This is a genomic window from Streptomyces sp. R28, assembly GCF_041052385.1.
In the GTDB taxonomy this organism is placed as follows: domain Bacteria; phylum Actinomycetota; class Actinomycetes; order Streptomycetales; family Streptomycetaceae; genus Streptomyces.
Genome location: NZ_CP163439.1, coordinates 2,048,386 through 2,070,459 on the forward strand (window position 1 = coordinate 2,048,386; position 22,074 = coordinate 2,070,459).

Annotated in this window: 4 protein-coding genes; all 4 read right to left on the reverse strand. The window is 75.3% G+C overall.

Annotated features, from left to right (window positions below; genetic code table 11):
- Positions 1-52: 52 nt before the first annotated feature.
- The 4 genes from AB5J49_RS09145 to AB5J49_RS09160 all read right to left on the reverse strand — a co-directional run bounded on the left by AB5J49_RS09145 (position 53) and on the right by AB5J49_RS09160 (position 22,070).
- Positions 53-2,698, reverse strand: a complete 2,646-nt coding sequence (locus tag AB5J49_RS09145; RefSeq protein ID WP_369168027.1) for a type I polyketide synthase — start codon at positions 2,696-2,698, stop codon at positions 53-55.
- Positions 2,699-2,722: 24 nt separating this feature from the next.
- Entirely contained in the window at positions 2,723-3,856 is a 1,134-nt protein-coding gene (locus tag AB5J49_RS09150) for an OzmP (protein ID WP_369168028.1), read from the reverse strand.
- Between the two features lie 65 nt (positions 3,857-3,921).
- Positions 3,922-7,404: an amino acid adenylation domain-containing protein gene (locus AB5J49_RS09155; RefSeq protein WP_369168029.1), complete on the reverse strand. Its 3,483-nt coding sequence runs from the start codon at positions 7,402-7,404 to the stop codon at positions 3,922-3,924.
- Positions 7,401-22,070, reverse strand: a complete 14,670-nt coding sequence (locus AB5J49_RS09160) for an SDR family NAD(P)-dependent oxidoreductase (RefSeq protein WP_369168030.1) — start codon at positions 22,068-22,070, stop codon at positions 7,401-7,403. Before AB5J49_RS09160 ends, AB5J49_RS09155 begins: the two co-directional genes overlap by 4 nt.
- Between the last annotated feature and the right edge of the window lie 4 nt (positions 22,071-22,074).

Here is a 22,074-nt window from a genome sequence, read left to right on the forward strand (position 1 = left end):
CACAGGTCTTCGGCCGGCCACCGTGGGCCGGGGCGTCGCCGCCGGGAGGGGATCAGGCCTGGCCGGTGTGGCGGGCGGCCGCGCGCTGGGCTCGCCGGGAGGTGCGCGGCGCCTGGGCGGTGCCGTCGCCGCCCGGGGCCGTGCCGGGGGCGAGGCCCATCAGCTCGGCGAGGTTGTCCACGAAGGACCGGATGGTGGGGAACTCGACGAAGGAGGCGGCCGGGACCTCGAAGCCCAGCTCCTCGCCGAGCTTGGCGACCACCTCGATGAGCACCAGGGAGTCGAGGCCCAGGTCGAAGAGGTTGGTGTCGAGGGCGGCGAGGTGCCGGCCGCCGAGGACCTTGCCGATCGCCTCGGTGACGTAATCCCGGATCAGGTCGACGTTCTGCTGCGGGTCGGCCGGGTCGAAGCGGGCGATCAGCCGGTCCGCGGCCGGTGCCGCCTCGCTCCGGGGACCGTGAGCGCCGGGCTCCGCCCAGTGCCGCCGGCGCGCGAAGCGGTGGGTGGGCAGGGGCACCCGGCGGATGTCCCGGCCGGTGTGCACGGCCGCGAAGTCGAGGTCGGCGCCGAGCACCCACTGGTCGGCGGCGAGGGTGAGCAGGTGGGTGAGGCCGCCGGGTTCGCCGTCCGGTGGGGTGAGGCGGACCGCGTGCCGGCCGGTGCCGTCGAGCAGCGCGTCCAGCGATGCGGTCGCGTCGGCCTGGCCGGTCCAGACGGCGGGATCGCGGCCCTCGTCCTCGGTCATCCAGCGGCCGGTGCGCGGCGATACGACGGGCAGCCGGGGCGGGGCGACGCGGTGCGGGGCGGTGCCGCGGGCCAGGGCGAGGGCGTCGGCGAGCGGGAGGGCCTCGGAGAGGGCGGCGGCCGTGGCGAGGCCGGTGCCGGTCGCGGCGAGGCCGGCCGGTGCGACGCCCCAGGCGGTGAGGGCGCCGGCGAGGGCGTACTCGTGGCAGCAGGCGGCGACCGCGTCGTCCTCGGCGAGGAGGGCCTCGGCCTCGCCTGGGCGCCCGAGGGCGGCGGCGCAGGCGTCGGCGGCGTCCCGGTAGGCGGGCACCGACGCGTACAGCTCGGCCGTGTCGGCCGGGGCGGCGCCGGTGCCGGTCAGGACGAGGACGGGGGCGCTCGGCTCGCGTCCGGTCACGCCTCGGCGAATGCGCTCCTCGTCGCCGAGGGCGAGCGCCATGGCCGCGGAGCGGGTGCTGCCGGCGACCAGGGCCAGCCGGTGGGTGTGGGCGCGGCGGCCGAGCCCGAGGGTCTGGGCGACGGCGGCCGGGTCGAGGCCGGGGTGGGCCCGCAGATGGCGGGCCAGGGCGGCGGCGGTCTGGCCGAGGGCGTCCTCGGAGCGGGCGGAGAGGACCAGCAGCTCCGGCCGGCTCTCCTGCGGGACCTGATCGCGGGCCGGGCCCTCCTGGAGGATCACATGGGCGTTCGTACCGCCGATGCCGAAGGAGCTGACGCCGGCGCGCAGCGAGCCGGTCTCGCTCTTCCAGTCGGTCTTCTCGGTGTTGACGAAGAACGGGCCGGCGGCGAAGTCGATGTCCGGGTTGGGCTCGTTGAAGTGCAGGCTGGGCACCAGGGTGCGGTGCTCCAGCATCAGCGCGGTCTTGATCAGGCCCGCCATGCCGGCGGCCGTGTCCAGGTGCCCGATGTTGGTCTTCACCGAGCCGAGCGCGCAGTACCCGGTGCGGTCGGTGCCGTCGCGGAAGGCCTCGGTGAGGGCGGCGACCTCGATGGGGTCGCCGAGCGGGGTGCCGGTGCCGTGCGCCTCGACGTAGCCGATGGTCTCGGGGTCGACGTCGGCGACGTCCTGGGCGTCGGCGATGACGGCGGCCTGCCCGGAGATGCTGGGCGCGGTGTAACCGGTCTTGGCGGAGCCGTCGTTGTTGATGGCGGAGCCCTTGATGACGGCGTGGATCCAGTCGCCGTCGGCGAGGGCCTCCTTGAGCCGCTTGAGGACGACCGCTCCGGCGCCGCTGCCGATCACGGTGCCGCGGGCCTCGGCGTCGAAGGCGCGGCAGTGGCCGTCGGGCGAGAAGATCATGCCTTCCTGGTACTGGTAGCCCTGGCCCGGCGGGTTGAGGTGGACCGCGCCGACCAGGGCCATGTCGCACTCGCCGCCGAGCAGGGCGAGGCAGGCTGTGTGCACGGCGACCAGCGAGGTGGAGCAGGCGGTGTTGATGTTGACGCTGGGGCCGGTCAGGTTGAGCTTGTACGACACCCGGGTGGCGAGGAAGTCCTTGTCGTTGGCGAGCATCAGCCGGTAGTGGTCCACGGAGGACGCGGCCCGGTAGCGCTCGCCCAGGTTGTGCAGCAGGTAGGTGTTCATGCCGGCGCCGGCGTAGACGCCGATGTGGGCGTCGGTGCGCTCGGGGTCGTAGCCGGCCCGTTCCAGGGCCTCCAGGGCGCACTCCAGGAAGACCCGGTGCTGCGGGTCGAGGATCTCGGCCTCGTCCTGGGTGAACTGGAACAGCTCGGAGTCGAACAGGTCGGTACCGGGGATGGTCTGGGCGGCCTTCACATAGCGCGGGTCGGCCAGCCGGGCGGCGGGCACGCCGGCGGCGAGGAGTTCCTCGTCGGTGTACCGGGTCAGCGTCTCGCGGCCTTCACTGAGCACGTCCCAGAAGCGGTCGACGGAGTCGGCGCCCGGGAAGCGGCAGGCCATGCCGATGATGGCGACGTCGGAGTCGGAAAGCGTCATGGTGCGGGTTCTCCTGCTCGGGTGTCAGCTCAGCCGTATGCCGAGGTCGGCGGCGACGGATCGCATGTCGAGGAAGCTGCGGGCGACGAAGCGGGCGGCGTCCTCGGAGGCGTCCATGCGCTGGAAGAGGTCGACGAGGCTGCGCTCGTGCTCGTCGCGGTCGCCCTCCCCCGCCGCGATCTCCTTGACGACCCTGCCGAGCCGGTCCTCGACGTCGGCGAGGTCGAGCGAGCGCGGGAACTTGATGCTGAAGGTGTTGCGGTCGTAGGAGGCGTTGCGCTTGACGGACCGCACGTGGCTGGCCGCGTTGAGCTTGTAGAACATGCAGTCGAAGTTGGAGAACGAGTAGTAGTTCAGCAGCGGGAAGAGCGTGCAGTGGGTCTCCAGCGGCGAGGACTGGTACAGGCCCTTGGCGCGCAGTTCCTCCACGATGCGGTCGGGGTCGTACTCGTGCCGCATGGCGATGAACGGGAAGACGATCTTCGGCAGGTTCTCGTCGTCGTCGAAGAGGAGCTCCTCCAGCTGCCCGGCGAAGAGCGTGTCGGTGAGCCGCTCGCCGAACGTCTTGTAGAAGCCGCGCACGATCTCCCGGACGTTGGACTCCATGGTGAGGATCTGCTGCGGGTCGGCGCACAGCGCGATGTAGGGGATCTTCTGCCGGTAGGCCATGAGGATCGCGCGGAGCACGAAGAAGGTGCGGCAGGAGACGCAGGGCAGCTTCTCGTCGAGGTACTTGCCGGGCTGCTTCGGCGCGGGGCGGTTGAACACCTCGCGCATCATCAGCTTGATGTTGTCGTCGTCCGCGTCGAGGACGAACGTCGCCGGGATCTTCTCCCGGGCCAGCGCGATGTTCTGGGCGGCGTGCACGCTCTCGAAGGGCACGTCGAAGGTGAAGGCCAGCACCCGCTTGCCGTACTCGTTGACGAACTTGTCCAGCATGTACGTGCTGTCCTTGCCGCCGCTGTACATGAACAGGCAGTCGTACTCGCCGGCGCCGGGCTGCGCCTGCTGGAACTCGGTGAACACCTCGCTGGTGTAGCGGTAGTTGACGAGCAGGTCCTCGGCGAAGTCCAGGTTGCACAGGTTGCACACCCCCTGGTCGTCGAGCACCACTCCCGGATGGCCGGCCTTGAGTGAGCAGACCTGGCAGCTGGACACGGAACCCCCTGGTGTGACGGACGGATCGGGTTGTGCGGTGGGTGTGGCGAAATCGTGGCGGCCGGTCATGAGCGCCGCCCCCTGCGGTCGCGGCGGCGGGCGAGCGCCGCCGTGTCCCTGGAGCGCCTGGGCCGGGCCGCGGCGGCCGCGGCGGGGCCGTCGGCCTCGGCGTCGGCGACATGGGCGGCCATGGCCCGCACGGTCGGGTGGCCGAACATGTCGAGGCGGGTGACCTGGAGGCCGAGCCGCTCGCGCAGGGTCGCCACCACGGACGTCAGGCGCAGCGAGTCGCCGCCGACGTCGAAGAAGTTGTCCTCGGCGCCGACCCACTCCAGGCCGAGCGCCTCGCACCAGACCTCGGCGATGCGCCGCTCCAGGTCGGTGCGGACGGCCGCCGCGCCGCCCGCGACGCGGACGACGTCCGGCTTGGGCAGGGCCCCCCGGTCGACCTTGCCGTTCGGGGTGAGCGGCAGCCGGGGCAGGACGACCAGGGCGGAGGGAACCATGTAGGCGGGCAGGCGCTCGGCCAGGGCGGCGCGCAGCCCCGCGGTGTCCAGCGGGCCGGCCGGGCCGACCAGGTAGCCGGCCAGGCGGCGTTCGCCGGGCCGGTCCTCGCGGACTACGGCGACGGCGGCGGTGACGCCGGGCAGTCCGCTCAGGGCGGACTCCACCTCGCCGAGTTCGATCCGGTAGCCGTGCAGCTTGATCTGGCCGTCGATCCGCTCCAGGTACTCCAGGCGGCCGTCGGGCAGGTGGCGTACCAGGTCGCCGGTGCGGTAGGCGCGGCCGGTGCCGCCGCCGGGGGCGGTGACGAAGCGTTCGGCGGTGAGCTCGGGCCGGCCGAGGTAGCCGTCGGCGACTCCGTCGCCGGACAGGTACAGCTCGCCGGGGATGCCGGGCGGTACCAGGACGCCGCGCTCGTCGACGACGTGGCAGCGGGTGTTGCCGATGGGGCGGCCGATGGTGGCCGCCTCGCCGGGCGCCACCCGGTCCACGGTGGACCAGATGGTGGTCTCGGTCGGGCCGTACATGTTGTACAACGCGCCGACGCGGGGCGCGAGTTGTGCGGCCAGCTCGGGCGGCAGCGGTTCGCCGCCGCACAGCGCCCGCAGCACCGGATCGCCGCTCCAGCCGGCGGCGAGCAGCATCTGCCAGGTGGTCGGGGTGGCTTGCAGGACAGTGGGCGCGGAGCATTCCACGCGCTCGCGCAGGGCGACGCCGTCGGCGGCCTCGGCAGCGGACAGGATCTCCACGGTGCCGCCCCGCACCAGCGGCAGGTACAGCTCCAGGCCCGCGATGTCGAAGCACACGGTGGTCAGCGCGAGCAGCGAGTCCCGGGAGCCGAAGCCGGGCCTGCGGGCCATCGTCCAGAGGAAGTTGACCAGCGCCCGGTGGCCGACCTGGACGCCCTTGGGCAGGCCGGTGGAGCCGGAGGTGTAGATCACGTAGGCGGGACTGTCCGGGTCGGAGCGGTCGAGGGGGACTGCCGGTGGCCCGGCGGTGAGCGCCGTGGAAACCGGTACCGGGGTGACCGGGAACTCCGCCAGGGTGCCGCCCAGCGTCTCGTCGGTCACGACCAGTCGGGCGCCGGAGTCCTGGAGCATGTGACCGATCCGGGCGGGCGGGTAGATCGGGTCGATCGGCACGTAGGCGGCGCCGGTGCGCAGGACGGCGAGCAGGCTGACCAGCAGTTCGGGCGAGCGCTCCAGGTAGACGCCGACGAGCGTGCCGGGGCCCGCGCCGAGGCCGGCGAGGTGCCGGGCCAGCCGGTCGGCGGCCTCGTCGAGTTCGCCGTAGCTGAGGGCGCGGTCCTGGAAGCGGACGGCGGTGGTGTCCGGTGCGGCGCAGGCGATGTCGGTGACCAGCCGGCTCACGGTCTCCTGGCGCGGATACTCCTCGTCGGTGTCGTTCCACCGGCCGAGCAGCAGCTCCCGCTCCTCGGGTGCGAGCAGGTCGGCGGTGCCGAGCGGGCGGTCGGGGTCGGCGGCGAGGGCGTCGAGGAAGGCCGCGAAGTGCCCGGCGAGCCAGCGCTCGTGGTCCGCGGTCAGTCCGGCGCCCGCGTGGAAGCCGACGGCTCCGTCGGCGTCGATGCGGATGGTCAGCGGCCGGTCACCCGGTTCGGCCGCGCCGCCGGGCAGTACGACGGCGACGGGCAGCCCGGTGCGGGCGGCGCCGGTCAGGTCCGGGTGGCGCAGGGGCACGTCACGCCGGTACGGCGTTGCGTCCCGGAGTGCGTCGAGTGCGGTGCCGATCAGCTCGGTGAGGCCGGCCAGGGGCAGGGCGAGCAGCCCTTCCGGGGCGTGCAGGGGCACGTCGGACGCCAGGATGCGGGAGGCGGCCGGGGAGGCCGAGGAAGCCGCCCGTGGGACGGTCACGGCGACGTGCCGCTCGTCGCCCCGGGTGAGCCGGGTGAGGAAGGCCAGGGCGGCGGCGAGGGCCGTCCTCTCGGGCCGCGTTCCCCGCTCGCGCAGGGCCTCGGGCAGCGGGACCGGGCCCGCCGGGCGGGCGACCGGGGTCAGCGGGCCGAATCTCGGCGGGAGCACCGGCCGCAGCGACCGCAGGGCGCGCAGCCAGCGGCGCTCCTGGCGGTGGGCGGCGCGGGCGGCCTCCGCCAGTTCGGCCACGGCCGGATCGGGCAGGTGCGGGAAGCGGCCGCCGAGTTCCCGGGCCAGGGCGAGGAGGTCGAGCCGTTCCCCGGAGAGGGCGGCGAGGTCGGTGAGGCGGACGTCCCGGTCGCCGGTGGCCACGGTGAGGGCGTCGGAGCCGACGTCGACGACGGTGCCGGGCTCGGCGGTGGAGGGCCGGTCGGTGACCTCCACGGCGCGGACCGCCAGCAGGTCGTCACCGCGGGCGAGCAGCGCCGTGCCGAAGTCGTTGCGGCGGCGCCCGAACGCGGTGGCCCGCACCAGTGCGTCCAGTTCGGCGGCGGGCTGGCGCCAGTCGAACACACCGCCCCGGGGCAGGCCGTCGTAGCGGCCGTGGTAGGTCCGCAGGCCCATGTCCTGCGGCGTGCGGGTGGCCGTGCCGGCGGCCAGTTCGTCGACGAGTTCGGCGAAGGACTCGACACCCGCCTCGAAGCAGGCGACGTCGAGGTCGTGCACCGTGGCCGCCGGGTCGACGGGCACCGTGCGCTGCTTGAGCACGTCGCCGCTGTCGGCCTCCAGGTGCATCACGTGCCAGGTGACGCCGTGCTGCTTGTCGCCGTCGAGGATGGCCCAGCTGGTGGCGAACAGACCCGCGTGCCTGGGCAGCGGACCGTCGTGGAAGTTGACGGGCAGCCGGGTGGGCAGGGCGAGCACCTCCTCCGGGAGCATCCGGAGGTTGGCGATGCTGAACAGGTAGTCGAAGCGCAGCGGGGCCAGCCGCTCGGCGAGGTCCGCGCCGAACGGTACGGCGGGCAGCCCCTCCCCCTCGGCCCACTCGAGCAGCTCGGCGGACGGGGACACCACGGCGGCCACCGTGTGTCCGCGGGCCACGAGCAGCCTGGTGCACTCGACGAGGAGGGTCTCCTCGCCGATCACGACACAGCTGAACGGCTCGGCAGTCATCGTCCGCCTCCTTCGGACTCCCCGCGCTGGGAGAGCAGTTCGGCCAGCAGCTCGTCGACGGCTGCGTCGGACAGGCCCGCGACCAGGCGCTCGGCGTCGCCGGCCGGGGCGGGTTCGGGCGCTGCGGGGGTGGTGGGCTGGGGAGTGGTGACGGGGGTGACGGGGGTGACCGGGGTGACCGGGGTGACCGGGGTGTCGGCGGTTTCGGGGGTTCCGGGGCTGTGCGCCCGGGCGCCGAAGTGACCGGCCAGCTGACGGATGGTGATCCGCTCGAACAGCAGGGTCGCCGGCTGGGGGCCGTAGACCGCTTCCAGGGCGCGGGTCAGTTCAAGGACGACGAGCGAGTCCACGCCGTAGTTCTCGAAGGTGAGGTCGGGGTCGAGCCGGTCGGGGGTCATCTCCAGGACGCGGGCGAAGACGTCCGTCACCTGGCGCAGGGTGTCGTCCTGGGCGGCCGGGGAGACGGGGGCGGCCGGGGCAGTCGGGGCCACGGCGGAACCCGGCGCCGGGGGCGGGGCCGTGGTCCGCCTCGGCTCGTGCCCGGTCGCGGGAGCAGGCCCGTCGCCGGGCACCACGCCGTCGCTGACGGCCGCGATGACGCTCTGGAAGGCCGGTCCGGCCTCCGTCGTCGGGGCGGCCGCGCTGATGTCCGTGAAGCCGCACGCGGCCAGCGCGTCCCGCCACTGGCGCTCGCTCGCCAGCGGGGAGCGGGGCATGCGCTGCTCGGGGTCCGAGAACACCCACCAGCCGGCCGTCAGGCCGAAGACGAGCGCCAGTTGGTGGCGCGCCCGGGTGCCCTCCACCAGCAGCAGGGCGCCGCCCCGCCGCAACAGCCGCTTGGCCCCGGTCAGCGTGTCGGACAGCCGCCGGGTGGCGTGCAGGACGTTGGTGGCGAGCACCATGTCGTGGGCGCCGGGGGTCATGCCCTGCCCGGCCGGGTCGGCCTCGATGTCCAGCACCTCGAAGCGGGTGAAGGGGTACTGCGCGCCGAAGCGGTTCCTGGCCTTGCGGACGAAGGCCGGGGAGACGTCCGTGAAGACGTACTCGATGCCGTCGCCGTAGGGGGCGAGGGCGGCGAGCACGGCCGCCGTGGTGCCGCCCGTGCCGGCGCCGATCTCCAGGATCCGCACCGGTGCGGCGGGGTCGGCGGCCCGGCGGGCCTCGACCTGCTCGGCCACGAGCCGCGCCACCTCCCCGTTGCAGCGGTCGGTGACCGGGTCGCCCCGGTAGACGGCGGCCACCCGCTCGGCGGAGCCGTCGGGGAAGAGGATCTCCATGGCGGGGCGGCGGCCGGTGAGCACGTCGGGCAGCGCGGTCAGGCAGTCAGCGAGGAGCGTGACGACCGGCGCGAGGGAGGGGTGACGTTCCGTCAACCGGCCCAGCTCGGCGATGAGTTCCTCTTCGGGTTCGGTGCTGCGGCCCGTCGGGCGCAGACGGCCGCCGTCCGTGACGGTCAGCCGGCCCGCCTCGGCCAGCATGTCCAGCTGCGCTTGGAACAGCGCGGCGTGCTCGGGCACCACGCCCAGCCGGGCCGCGAGTTCCTCCCGGGACGCCTCGCCCGCACCGGACAGCCCGGCCCGGTCGAGCACCGACGCCAGCAGGCGCAGCGCCAGGTCCTCCGCCTCGGCGACCGCACGCTGGTGCGCGGCCAGTTCACGGTCGGCGCCGGGCACGCCCGGGAAGCGGACCTCGGGCAGCGGGTCCGGCGCACCGCCCGGCAGGACGCTGAGGGTGCGGTCGGGGTCGATGCCGAGGTTGTCCAGGATGGGCCGGTCGGCGTCCAGGGCGAACACCTGGGGCAGCCCGGCCGCGAGGGTCCGCTCGACGACGGTCATGCCCTGCTCGGCGCTCAGCGGCCGGATGCCGGCGGCGCCGAAGCGGCGCAGCACCCGCTCCCGCTCCGGGTCGCCGCCCGCGTGCCAGTAGCCGAGGTTGAGGACCCTTACCGGGAAGGGCAGGGTGCGGGCGGCGTGCAGGGCGAAGGCGTCGGCGAAGGTGCAGCCGGCGGCGTAGCCGGCCTGGCCGTGGTTGCCCTCGAAGGCGACGCCGGACGAGTAGAGGAGCGCGAAGTCCAGCGGCACCTCGCGCACCGCGTGCAGCAGGCTCCAGGTGGAGTCGGTCTTGGACTCCAGGGCGGTCCGCAGCGCGTCCTCCGGCAACTCCCTCAGCACCTGGTTGACCAGCACCATCGCGGCGTTGATCACCCCGTGCAGGGCGCCGAACTCCTGTACGGCGAGGTCGACGGCCTCCTTCAGCGCGTCCGGGTCGGTGGCGTCGAGGGCGAGGTAGCGGACCTCGGCGCCCGCCTTCTCCAGCTCCGCGACGGTCTGCCGCCGGGTCTCGTCGAGCGGGGAGCGGCCGACCACGACCAGCTTCGCCCCGTAGGCGCGGGCCAGGTGCCGGCAGGTGTCCCGGCCGACGGCGCCGAGCCCGCCGACGACCAGGTAGACGCCGCCCGGGCGGAACCGGGGTGCGGCGGCGGGCAGTTCGACCCGCTCCAGGGTGCGCACCCGGCGGACGCCCGCGCGCAGCGACACCGGCACCGGCCGGGCCGGGAACGGCTCGGCCACGATCGCGTCGGCAGCCTGGGCGGCCTCCGCCGCACGTACGTCGACGAGCGCCACGCGCAGCGCGGGGAACTCCTTGGCCGCGACGGCGGCCAGGCCGGCGGTCCCGGCGGCCCACGGGGAGGAGTCGTCGCCCGCCTGGAGCGGGTGGACGTCCGTGGTGACGACCTTCAGGCGTGTCTCGCGCTCCAGCAGGCCGTGCCGCGCCAGCGCCCGCACCAGGCGGTACAGGGCGACCGGGCCCCGGTCGGTCAGGGCGCGCAGTTCGGGGCGGCCGGCGGGCTCGCGCCCGGGGGCCGTGGCGAGGAAGTAGACCAGGTCCGGTGCGCCGGATCCGGCCAGGGCGCGGTCGAGTTCGGCGTCCGCGAGCCCGCCGGGGCCGACGGGGAGCCGTCGTACGTCGGCGCCGTGGTGGGCGCGGGCGATTCCGGTGGCGGGCTCGGCGTCCAGCCGCTCCCCGACCAGCAGCACGCCGCGGGCGGCCTCGGCGCGCTCCTCGGCGGGCCGGGCGGTCCACGCCGGCCGGTGCACGACCACCGCGGACGGTTTGGCCTCGCGGTAGGTCAGGCCCTCGAACCGGACCCGTACCGCGCCGGTGTCGTCGCAGAGCAGCACCTCGCAGCGGTCGGTTCCGGTCTCCCGGACGTACGACCAGCCGGTGGTGGGGACGGCGCCGAACACCTCGACGCGGTCGGCCGCGAACGGCAGCATCGGCCTCGCGTGTTCGCCCCGGCGGCGGACCAGCAGGGCGGCGACGGTGTGCAGGGCGGCGTCCAGGACGCCCGGGTGCAGTGCGTGCGCCGGGTCGTCGCCGGCGGGCTCCCCGATCCGGCCGAGCACTTCGTCCCGGCCGGTCCACACCTGCCGGACGCGGCGGAAGAACGGCCCGTACGGCAGTCCCTGTCCGGCCAGCGCCCGGTAGAAGGAGTCTTCGCCCGCGCCTTCGTCCAGGCGGGCCCGCAGCGCGGTGACGTCGAGGGGGGCGGGCGCGGCCGGGGCGGCGGCGAGGCGGCCGCAGGAGCGTACGGCGTCGTCGGCGCCGCGGATCTCGTACCGGTCGCCGTCGAAGGCCACCGCCACCGTCTCCTCGGCCCCGCTCAGGGCCAGCGGGACGACCCAGCGGACGTCCGTGCAGGCCCGCCCGGCCAGTCCCCCGCTCGCCTCGGCGACCAGGTCCAGGTGGCCGACGCCGGGCAGGATGGGCCGCCCGTCGACCACGTGGTCGCGCAGCACGGGCTCGTCGGCGGCGAGCCTGCGCTCCCACCGGCGCGGACCCTGCGCGGGGGCGGCGGCGGGCGTGGTGTCGAGCCAGTGCCGTACCCGCTCGAAGGGGTACGTCGGCAGCGGCACCCGGCGGCGCTCGGCGGGGCGCAGGCGGTGCAGCAGGTCCCAGTCGACGGTGACGCCGGAGACCCACAGCCGGCCGAGGAGGTCGTCGGCACCGGCCGCGATCTGGGCGGCGAGGAAGTCCGCGCCGCCGACGCCGTCGGTCAGCAGGCCGGCCAGCGCCGGGTGCTGTTCCACCCGGCCCCGGTGCAGCCACTGGCCGCCCTCGCCCCGGCCGACGGCGGCGAGCTTGGCGGCCGCGTCCGCGAGGTCGGCGGCGACGAACGCCAGCCGTACGGCGAGGGGTTCGCGGCCCACGCGCAGGGTGTGGGCGACGTCGGCCAGCCTCGGGGCACCCGGCTCGGCGAGGGCGCGGCCCAGGTCGGCGGCGCGGGCGCGCAGCCGGTCCTCGTCGCGGGCGGACAGGACGATCAGCTCCGCCTGCTCGGGTCCGGCCGGGGCGGGCTCGGGGGTCATGTACTCCTCCACGACGACGTGCGCGTTGGTGCCGCCCGCCCCGAACGAGCTGACGGCGGCGCGGCGCGGCAGCGGACGCCCGTCACCGTCGTGTGCCCGCGGCCACGGCGCGGTCTCCCGCTGCACGGTGAACGGCGAGTTCTCGAAGTCGATGACCGGGTTGAGTTCCTCGGCGTGCAGCGTGGGCAGCAGGGTGCCGTGGCGCACCTGCAGGACGGCCTTGGTGAGGCCGGCGATCCCGGCGGCCCCCTCCAGGTGGCCGATCGCGGACTTCACCGAGCCGATCGCGCAGAATCCCTTGTCGCCGGTGTGCCGGGCGAAGGCCTGGGCCAGTGCGGTGTGCTCGATCGGGTCGCCCAGGGCGGTGCCGGTGCCGTGCGCCTCGACGCAGCCGATGGTGCGGGCGTCGATGCCCGCTGCGGCCAGCGTCTGTTCCACCAGCGCCTGCTGGGCCTGCGGGTTGGGCACGGTGTAGCCGCTGGTCCGGCCGCCGTGGTTGACGGCGCTGGCCCGGATCACGGCGTGCACGGTGTCGCCGTCACGGACCGCGTCCGACAGCCGCTTGAGCACCACCGCGCCGACACCCTCGCCGGGCACGTACCCGGTGCCGCCCGCGCCGAAGGCCCGGCAGCGGCCGTCGGCGGACAGCATGGTCTTGCGGCTGAGGTGCACGTACTTGTCGGGGTGCACGGCGACGTTGACGCCGCCGGCTATGGCGTACGAGCACTCGCCGCGGCGGATGCTCTCGCATGCCTGGTGCACGGCGACGAGGGACGCGGAACAGGCGGTGTCGATCACCACGCTCGGGCCGCGGAAGTCGCCGAAGTAGGAGACCTGGTTGGCGATGGCGGAACGGTTGGCCAGCACGACCTGGTGGTTGCCGCGGACCGACTCGGCGGCGGCGAGGATGGCGTAGTCGTCCCACATGACGCCGACGAACACGCCGGCGTCGTGCCCCTGGCCGCCGTGGCGGGGCGCCGGGATCCGGGACGGCGGGTAGCCGGCGTTCTCCAGCGCCGACCAGGCCGTCTGCAGGAAGAGCCGCTCCTGCGGGTCCATCGTGCGGGCCTGCTTGGGCGCGATCTGGAAGAACAGCGAGTCGAAAGAGTCCACGTCCGACAGGAAGCCGCCCCAGCGGCTGTAGCTGCGGCCCGGTGCGGCCGGGTCCGCGTCGAACAGGGCGTCGGCGTCCCAGCGGTCCGCGGGGACCTCGGTGACGCAGTCGCGGCCCTCGGCGAGGTTGCGCCAGAACTCCTCCAGGGTGTCCGCCTGGGGGTAGCGGCCGCTGATGCCGATGACGGCGATCGGCTCGTCGGCGTCCCGGCGGACGGGCGGGGTGTGCGGGCCCGGGGCGGGCACGGACGCGGGCACGGGAGCGGCGTCCTGCTGTGACGGCTGTGTCTGTTGCCGCGCCGGCTCGGTCTCCTCGGGGAACAGACGGGTGACGGCGTCGGCCTGCTCGGTGAGGATGTGGCCGGCCAGCTCGTCGACCGTCCGGAACTCGAAGAACACGGTGCCGCGCAGGCCCGGGAAGTCCTTGCCCAGCAGCGAGTTGGACTCCATGACCAGCACCGAGTCCAGGCCGTAGTCGTCCAGCGGGACGCGGCTGTCGAGGCGCCCGGCGGGCAGCTTGAGCACACCGCCGAGGACCTCGCGCAGGTGCTCCACCAACCGGTCCCGGAGCCGGTCGGCGCGGGCGGCGTCGACGGGCTGCGGCGCGAGGGGCCGGGACGGGGCGGGCGTGGACGTCAGGGCGGCGTCGACGGCCGCCGGGTCGCCCCAGGCGGGCACGAGCCACGGGGCGCCGGGGGCGAAGGAGCGGGCGAGGAGGTCGAGGCCCGCTTGCGCGGTCAGCGCACGCATCCCGCTGCGGCGGGTGTACGCGGCCAGTTCCTCCTCGCGGACCAGCCCGTCGACCCCGCCGACCGCCCAGAGCGGCCAGGCCAGGGAGAGGCTGCGGCCGTGTCCCGCGCCCCGGCTCACCCGGCGGTCGCGGAGCACCGTGTAGAGGTCGGCGAAGCGGTTGGCGGTGGCGTAGCCGGCCGCTCCGAAGTCACCGATGAGGGAGGAGACGGAGGAGAAGACCACGAAGAGGTCGAGAGGGTCCTCGCGGGTCAGCCGGTCCAGGTGGACCAGGCCGTGTGTCTTGGCGCCGAGCAGCCGGGCGAAGCGTTCCCGGTCGCCGTCGGCGCGGCCCTCGTCGGCGACGCCCGCCAGGTGGAACACGCCGTGCAGGGCGCCGAACCGGTCCCGGGCGGCGGCCAGCGCCGCGCCCAGTTCGTCGGCCCGGGCCACGTCGGCGCGCAGCGCGAGCACCTCGGCACCGAGGCCGGTCAGCGTGCGGTGCCAGGCGCGGGAGTGCTCGTCGGGCTCGGAGCGGCCGATCAGCACCAGCTTGGCCGCGTGGGTGCGGGCCAGGTGCTCGGCGAGGACCCGGCCGATGGCACCGGCGCCGCCGGTCACGACGTACACGCCCCCGTCCCGCAGGGGGACGTCGGCCGGGCCGGCCGGGTCGGTGAGCGGGCGCAGGGCCCGTACCTGGCGTTCGCCGGAGGCCGTGCGGCGGACCTCCAGGCCCGCGGCGCGGGGTGCGGCGCGCAGTTCCACCGCCACGGCCCGGGCGACCTCGGCGGCCGGGGCCGCGATGTCCACGCCGAGGGTGAGCAGTTCCAGGCGCGGCGCGACCGGTCCCGTGGAGCGGGCGAACCCGGCCAGGGCGGCCCACTCGGGGCGGTCCTCGCCCGCGTTGTGCGTGTGCAGGGCCAGGCACCGCACCCGGCCGGGCAGCACGCCGGTGCGGGCCGCGTCGAGCACGTCCAGGACGGGGGCGCAGGCGCGGTCGAGCAGGTCGGCGGGCGAGCCGTCGTCCGCGTCGCCGAGGACGACGGCGACGTCGAGCCCGTCCTCGTCGGCGAGGAAGGCGAGTCGGCCGGTGTCCTCGCCGACGGCGACGACGCGTCGCCACCTGCCGGTCGCGGCCAGCGCGGACTCCAGTTCCGGGTGGCGGCCCAGCAGGACGAGGGTCGCGGCGGCATCCGCCGGTTCCGGGTCGGCGGTGGGGCGCCAGTACGGCTCGTAGAGGCGGGGTTCGCCGGAGGCGGGCTCGGGCTCCGCCCGGGCGCCGGCCGCCGGGCCCGCGAGGGCCGCCTGAGTGCCGGGCAGACGGCCCGCGAAGTCCCGCACGGAGGCGAGCACGTGGCCCTGGTCGTCGTACACGGTCACGTCGAAGCGGCGCACGCCCGCCGACTCGCCGGCCAGCCGGGCGTGCGCGTGGCAGACCTCGGGCAGCGCGGCGAAGGAGTCCAAGGCGCCGAGGCTGAAGGGGACGGCGAGTTCACCGGGGCGCGGCGCGGTGGTCCGGCCGGTCCAGTGGCAGGCCCGCAGGGCGCCGTCGAGGAGCGCCGGGGGCAGTTGGGTGGCCGGGGCGGGACCGGCCTGGGCCAGCCGGACCAGGGCCTCGCCGGGGCCGACCCGGATCTCGTCGATGACGTGGAAGGAGGGGCCGTACGCGAACCCGGCGGCGGCGTACTCGGTGTAGGTGGTGGGTCCGTCGCGTACGACGGACAGCCGGGCGCGCAGCGCGGCGAGGGCCTCGGCGGCCTCCGGGACGGCCTGGGCCGGGACGGCACTGCCGCGGGCGTGGGTGGTGCGGTCGGCACCGGTCCCGCTGTACACCTCGAAGGCCAGCCCGGTGCCGTCCGGGCGGAAGGAGACGTACAACTCCCGTTCGCCGTCGGCGAGTTCAACGGCCCGGCCCCACACCACCTCGCGCAGGGCGTGCCGGGTGCCGGGCTCGGCGAGTTCGGCGGCGGCGCGGACGAACTCCAGTGTCGCCGCGCCCGCGAGCAGCGGACGGCCCTCGATCACGTGGTCGCGCAGCAGCGGGTCGTGCGCGCGCAGGGTCTTGCGGAAGCGGATCTCGCCGACGGTGGACTCGTTGGCGTCGACCAGCGGATGCGGAGCGGCCGTGCCCAGGTCGGGGTCGAGCGGGATCCAGTAGCGCTCCGCGGCGAACGGGTACTGCGGGGCGCGCACCCGTCGCGGGGCGGGCCCTGGCCGGCCGGCGTGCCAGGCCGCCCAGTCCACGTCGGCGCCGCCCAGCCAGCGGCGGGCCGGCTCGGCCGCCGGGCCGGCGTCGGCGAGGTCGGGGGCCGGGCCGCCGTCGGCGAACCGGCGCAGGGCGGCGACGAGTTCGCCGCCGTCGGTGACCGCCACCGCGAGCCGGGCGTCGAGGGGCTCGCGGCCCACCTGGGTGGTGAAGCACAGGTCGGCGAGCGGCACGCACTCGGTCTCGACGAAGCGGGCGGCCGACGCGGCGTAGGCGCGCAGCCGTTCCTCGTCGCGGGCCGAGAGCAGGAACAGCACGGGTTCGCCGGTGCGCTGCTCGCCCGCCGGTACGCCGGTGACCGGGTCGGGGTTCGGGGACTCCTCCAGGACGAGGTGCGCGTTGGCGCCGCCCGCGCCGAAGGAGCTGAGGCCGGCCCGGCGCGGCCGGTCCGAGTCGGGCCAGGCGGACAGCTCGCGCTGGACGCGGAACGGGGAACGCTCGAAGTCGATGTTGGGGTTCAGCTCGGCCGAGTGCAGCGAGGGCACCAGGGTGCGGTGCCGGAACTGCAGCAGCACCTTGGTGAGTCCGGCGATGCCGGCCGCGGACTCCAGGTGCCCGATGTTGGACTTGACCGAGCCGATCGGCCAGGTGCCGGGCGCGGCCTCGGCGGACCGGTAGGCGTGGGTGAGGCCGGTCAGCTCGATCGGGTCGCCCAGGGCGGTGCCGGTGCCGTGCGCCTCGACGTAGCCGATGTCCTGTGGGGTGACGCCGGCCTGTTCCAGCGCGGTGTCGATCGCGCGCTGCTGGGCGCGCGGGTTGGGCACGCTGTACCCGTTGGTGCGGGCGCCGTGGTTGACGGCGCTGCCCAGGATCAGGCCGTGGATGCGGTCCCCGTCGGCCAGCGCCTTGCGGTAGGGCTTGAGCAGGACGGCGCCGACTCCCTCTCCGGGCACATAGCCGTGGCCGCCCGCGCCGAAGGCCCGGCAGCGGCCGTCGGAGGACAGGAAGCGGCCCTGGCTGAGGAAGGCGAACTTGTACGGGTGGACGGAGACGTTGACGCCGCCGGCGATGGCCAGTTCGCTCTCGCCGCGGCGCAGGCTCTCGCAGGCCAGGTGGATGGCGGTGAGCGAGGAGGAGCACATGGTGTCCAGCGCCATGCTCGGGCCGGACAGGTCCAGGGCGTGGCTGACCCGGTTGGCGATGGTGGCGAAGGACGAGCCGGTGAGCGGTCGCCCGCCGCGCAGGGCGTCCAGGGCGCCGTGGAACTGGTACTCGCCGTACATCACGCCGACGTACACGCCGACGGGCCGGCCGGCCAGGGCGGAGCGGCGGTAGCCGGCGTCCTCCAGGACGTGCCAGGCGTTCTGCAGGAACAGGCGCTCCTGGGGGTCCATCAGTTCGGCCTGGCGCGGGGAGATGCCGAAGAAGAGCGGGTCGAAGCGGTCGACGTCACGCAGGAATCCGCCCCACCGGGTGTGGGCGAGGCCGGGCGCCGCCGGGTCCGGGTCGTACCAGCGGCTGCTGTCCCAGCGCTCCGCGGGGATCTCGCTGATGGCGTCCCGGCCCTCGGTCAGGCCGGTCCACAGCTCGTCGAGGTCGTCGGCGGCCGGGTAGCGGCCGGCCAGGCCGATGACGGCGATGGCGTCGGCCTCGGCGTTGTCCTCGGCGGGCTCGGCGGGTTCGGCGGGTTCGGCGGGTTCGGCGACGCCGGCTCGTACGGTACGGCGCGGGGCGCGCCGCGGGCGCGGGGCGGTGCCCTCGGCCGTGGGCGTGACCGGTGCGGCAGCTGCGGCCGCCGGTGTGCCGCCGGTCAGCTCGGCCGCGTGGTGCTCGGCGAAGTAGCCGGCGAGTTCGCCCAGGGTGGCGTATTCGAAGAACAGGGTCTTGGACAGGGCGTCGAAGTGCCGGTCCAGCTCGCGGTTGAGCTTGGCGATCATCAGCGAGTCGATGCCGAGCCGGTCGAACGGGGCATCCTCGGCGACTTCGGCCGGATCCAGGCCGGTCTCGGCGGCGATCAGCTCACGCAGCAGCCGCAGGGCCTCGTCGCGCGGGCCGGAGCCCTCGGCCGGCGCGGTGTCCGGTGCGGTCCGGGCCGCCCGGGCGGCGGGCGCGGTCAGCGCGGTGGTGATGGTGCGCAGGTCTCCGTAGGCGGCGACGAGCGCGCCGGGGGTGCCGAGGGCCTGCTCGAACAGGTCGAGGCCGGCCTGGGTGGGCAGGACGCCGAAGCCGGTGCGGGCGGCGATGTCCGCGGCGGCCCCGGTGCTCTGGCGCATCCCGCCGTCGGCCCACATCGGCCAGGCGATCGCGGTGATCCGGCCGTGCCGCTCGGCGTAGGCCTCCAGGTAGGCGTTGGCGTACGCGTAGTCGGTCTGGCCGGGGTTGCCGATGTGGGCGGCGATGGAGGAGAAGGCGACGAAGAAGTCCAGCGGGTCGTCGGCGGTGGCCGCGTCCAGGGCGCGCAGTCCGGCGGCCTTGGGGGCGAGGACGGCGGCGAGGTCCTCGGCGGACTTGTTCAGGGCGAAGCCGTCGCGCAGCACACCGGCGGCGTGGACGACACCGGTGAGCGGTCCGAACTCCTCACGTATGGAGGCCAGTCGGGCGGTCAGGGCGTCGGGGTCGGACACGTCGACGCGGGCGTAGGCCAGGCGCTCGTCCAGGTCGGCGGGCCGTTCGCTGCGGCCCAGCAGGACCACGCGGGCGTCGGCCCGGGAGAGCAGCCGGCCGGCGACGGCGCGGCCCAGTCCGCCGGCGCCGCCCGTCACGACGTACACGCCGCCGTCGCGGACCGCTGCCGGGGCGGCGGCCGGGGCCGGCTCGGCCTGCGGGATCCGGCGGCCCTGTGCGGTGTGGGCGACCTCCGGGTCGCGGCCGTGGCCCGCCAGTTCGTCGGCGAGCGCGTCGGCCTCGGTCACGTCCTCGGCGAGGCCGACGGCCTGCACTTCGAGGAGGGGGTTCTCGGCGCGGACGGTCCGGGCGAAGGCGGCGAGTGCGGCGTGTTCGGGGCGTGGGCCGTCGGTGTCATGGCGGTGCAGCAGCAGGACGCGCACGGGTGCGGTGGGGCGGGCGGCGAGGAGCGTGCGGACGGCGTGCAGCGCCTGTTCGGGGGTCGGTTCGTCGACGAGGGCGACGTCGGGCGCGGTGGCCGGGTCGAGTGCGCGGGTGACCGTGCCGATGCCCAGGGCGGTGAGGTGAGCGGCGAGCTGTGCGCCGCGCGCCGGGTCGGCGGTGACGACGGCGGCCGTTTCGCCGAGGGGTGCGCCGGTGGGCTCGGTGGGCACGGCGGTCCAGCGGCGGACCAGCAGGGCCGACTCGCGGGGTTCGCTGAGGACGCGCACGGCGAGGTCGTGCAGACGGGCCAGGACCTGGCCGTGGGTGTCCACGACGGTGAGGTCGGCGTGCGCGGTCCGCTCCCCCAGCCGGCCGGCGGTGACGTGGACGTGGCAGGCCCCGGTGACGGGGGCGTGCACGGTGAGTTCGCCCAGGGCCAGCGGCAGGAAGCCGTCGGCCCGCTCGCCGTAGGCGCGGGCCAGCAGCACGACCAGGGCGTGCAGGGCACCGTCCAGGAGGGCGGGGTTGAGCACGACTCCGTCGAGCGAGGCGCCGTCGGGCAGTTCGAGGGTGCCGAGGGCCTCCCCGTCGCCGAGCCGGACCTCGGTGAGGGCGCGCATACGGGGGCCGTAGTCCAGGCCGTGAGCGCGCAGGATGTCGTAGCAGTCGGTGTGGCCGACCGACTCGGCGCAGCGGGCGGCGACGGCGGCCGGGTCGGCCGGCGCCGGGCGTTCGGCGGCTGCGGGGTGGATCTCGCCGGCCGCGACCACCCGCTCGTCGGCGGTGAGTTCGAAGCCGACCGTGTCGCGCTCGCGCCACAGCTGGACCAGCGCGGTGCGCGGCCCGGTGGCGTAGGAGAGCAGCTGCTCGAAGGAGACCTTGCGCAGCCGGACCGGTCCGCCGAGGGAGAGTTCGCCGGCCGCGCGGGCCAGTTCCAGCTGTCCGGCGGCGGGCAGGACGGGCTCGGCGTCGACGCGGTGGTCGGCGAGGTAGAACTCGGTGCCGGTGCGGGAGCTGCGGTAGGCGAGGGTGTCCAGGGTGGAGACGTTCTCGTCCAGCATGGGGTGCGGGCCGGGGCCGGTGACCCGGTCGGCGGACGCGCCGCCGTCCGGGCCGGTCAGCCAGCAGCGGCGGCCCTCGAAGGGGTACGTCGGCAGCGGCACGCGGCCGCGCTCCTCGCCCTCGAACCAGGCCGCCCAGTCGACGGCGGCGCCGGCCTGCCAGGCGCGGGCCACGCCGTCCCAGGGGCCGTCGGTCACGCCGAGGGCGACACCGCGGACCTCGTCGTGGGCGCCGCGCACGGTGATACGGGTGCGGGCGGCGGGCGGTACGGGGCCGTCGCCGGTCAGCGCGTCCTGGAGCCGCAGCGCCCCGGTCACGCAGGCGGCGGCCCGGGCCGCGAGTCCGTCGCCGTGCACCGCGACCGGGGTGAGGCCCCAGTCGAGCCACAGCTTGCCGAGCGCGTACTGCACGGCGAACGCCCGCCCCCGCTCGCCGAGTCGGTCGGCGCCCGCGGCGAGTGCGGCCTCGTGGTGCCCGGCGAAGGCGGGCTCGGCGGCGGCCCACCGGGCGGCCAGGCCCGCCGCGTCCGGGACGTCCTCGGCGAAGACGAAGGAGACCTCGCCGGTCCCGGGCCGCTCGGGGACCGGGGCCTGGCGCAGCGCCCCGGCGAGGGCGGCGCGGTCGGAGCCGGTGACGGCGAGCCGGTACTCGTGGGCGCGGCGGCCCACGGCCAGCGTGTAGGCGACGTCGGCGAGCGCGGCAGGGTCGTCGCCGTCGAGGTGGGCGGCCAGGTTCCGCGCGGCCGTGGCGAGCGCGGTCGCGGTACGGGCGGACACCACCAGCAGGTGCTGCGCGCGGTGCGCGTCACCGGTGACGGGGGCGGGCGGGGCCTCCTGGAGGATCGCGTGCGCGTTGGTGCCGCCGATGCCGAAGGAGCTGACGCCCGCGCGCAGCGGTCCCTCCCCTGTCCAGGGGGTGGTGTCGGTGCTCACCTTGAAGGGGCCGGCCGCGAAGTCGATGGCCGGGTTGGGGGTGGTGTGGTTGATGGTCGGCACCAGCGTCCGGTGCTTCATCATCAGCACCGTCTTGATCACACCGGCCACACCGGCCGCCGCGTCGAGGTGGCCGATGTTGGACTTCACCGAGCCGATGGCGCAGAACCCGGTGTCGGCGGTGGACTCCCGGAATGCCCGGGTGAGTGCCGAGACCTCGACCGGGTCGCCGAGGCGGGTGGCGGTGCCGTGTGCCTCGACGTATCCGATGGAGCGGGGGTCGACGCCGGAGACGGTGTGCGCCTCGCGGATGACGGCGGTCTGGCCGGCGGCGCCGGGCGCGGCGAAGCTCACCTTGCCGGAGCCGTCGTTGTTGGTGGCCGTGCCCTTGATGACGGCGTGGATGGTGTCCCGGTCCGCGATGGCGTCCCGCAGGAGTTTGAGGACCAGGACACCGACGCCGTTGCCGAGGACGGTGCCGCCGGCGTCCGCGTCGAAGGTGCGCACGTGCCCGTCCGGGGACAGGATCGCGCCCTCCTCGTACAGGTACCCCTTGGCCTGCGGCAGTTTCACGGTGACACCGCCGGCCAGCGCCATGTCGCACTCGCCGTTGGTCAGGCCCTGGCAGGCCAGATGGAGGGCGACGAGTGAGGTGGAGCAGGCCGTCTGGACGGCGTAGCTGGGGCCTTTGAGGTCGAGCTTGTACGACAGCCGGGTGGCCAGGAAGTCCTTGTCGTTGCCGACCATCACCGCGAAGTGGTCGGAGGTGGCGGTCTGGTCGACGTGGGGCAGGACCTGCTGCTGGAGGTAGGTGTTGATGGCCGCGCCGGCGTAGACGCTGATCAGCCCGTCGTAGCGGGCCGGGTCGTAGCCGGCGTGCTCCAGGGCGGCGTGACCGGCCGTCAGCAGGATGCGGTGCTGCGGGTCGGTGATCGCGGCCTCGGCCGGGGTGAACTCGAAGTACCCGGTGTCGAACAGGTCGACGTCCGGGATGACCCCGTGGGCGGGGACGTACTGCGGGTCGTCCAGCAGCCGGGCGGGCACCCCCCCCGCCGCCAGTTCCTCGCGGCTGAAGCGGGTGATGCCCTCGCCGCCCTCGCTCAGCAGGCGCCAGAAGGAGTCCAGGTCGTCGGCGCCGGGGAAACGCCCGGCCATGCCGATGATGGCGACGTCCGTCTCGGCAACCGTCGGAACCGGGTTGTTCACTGGC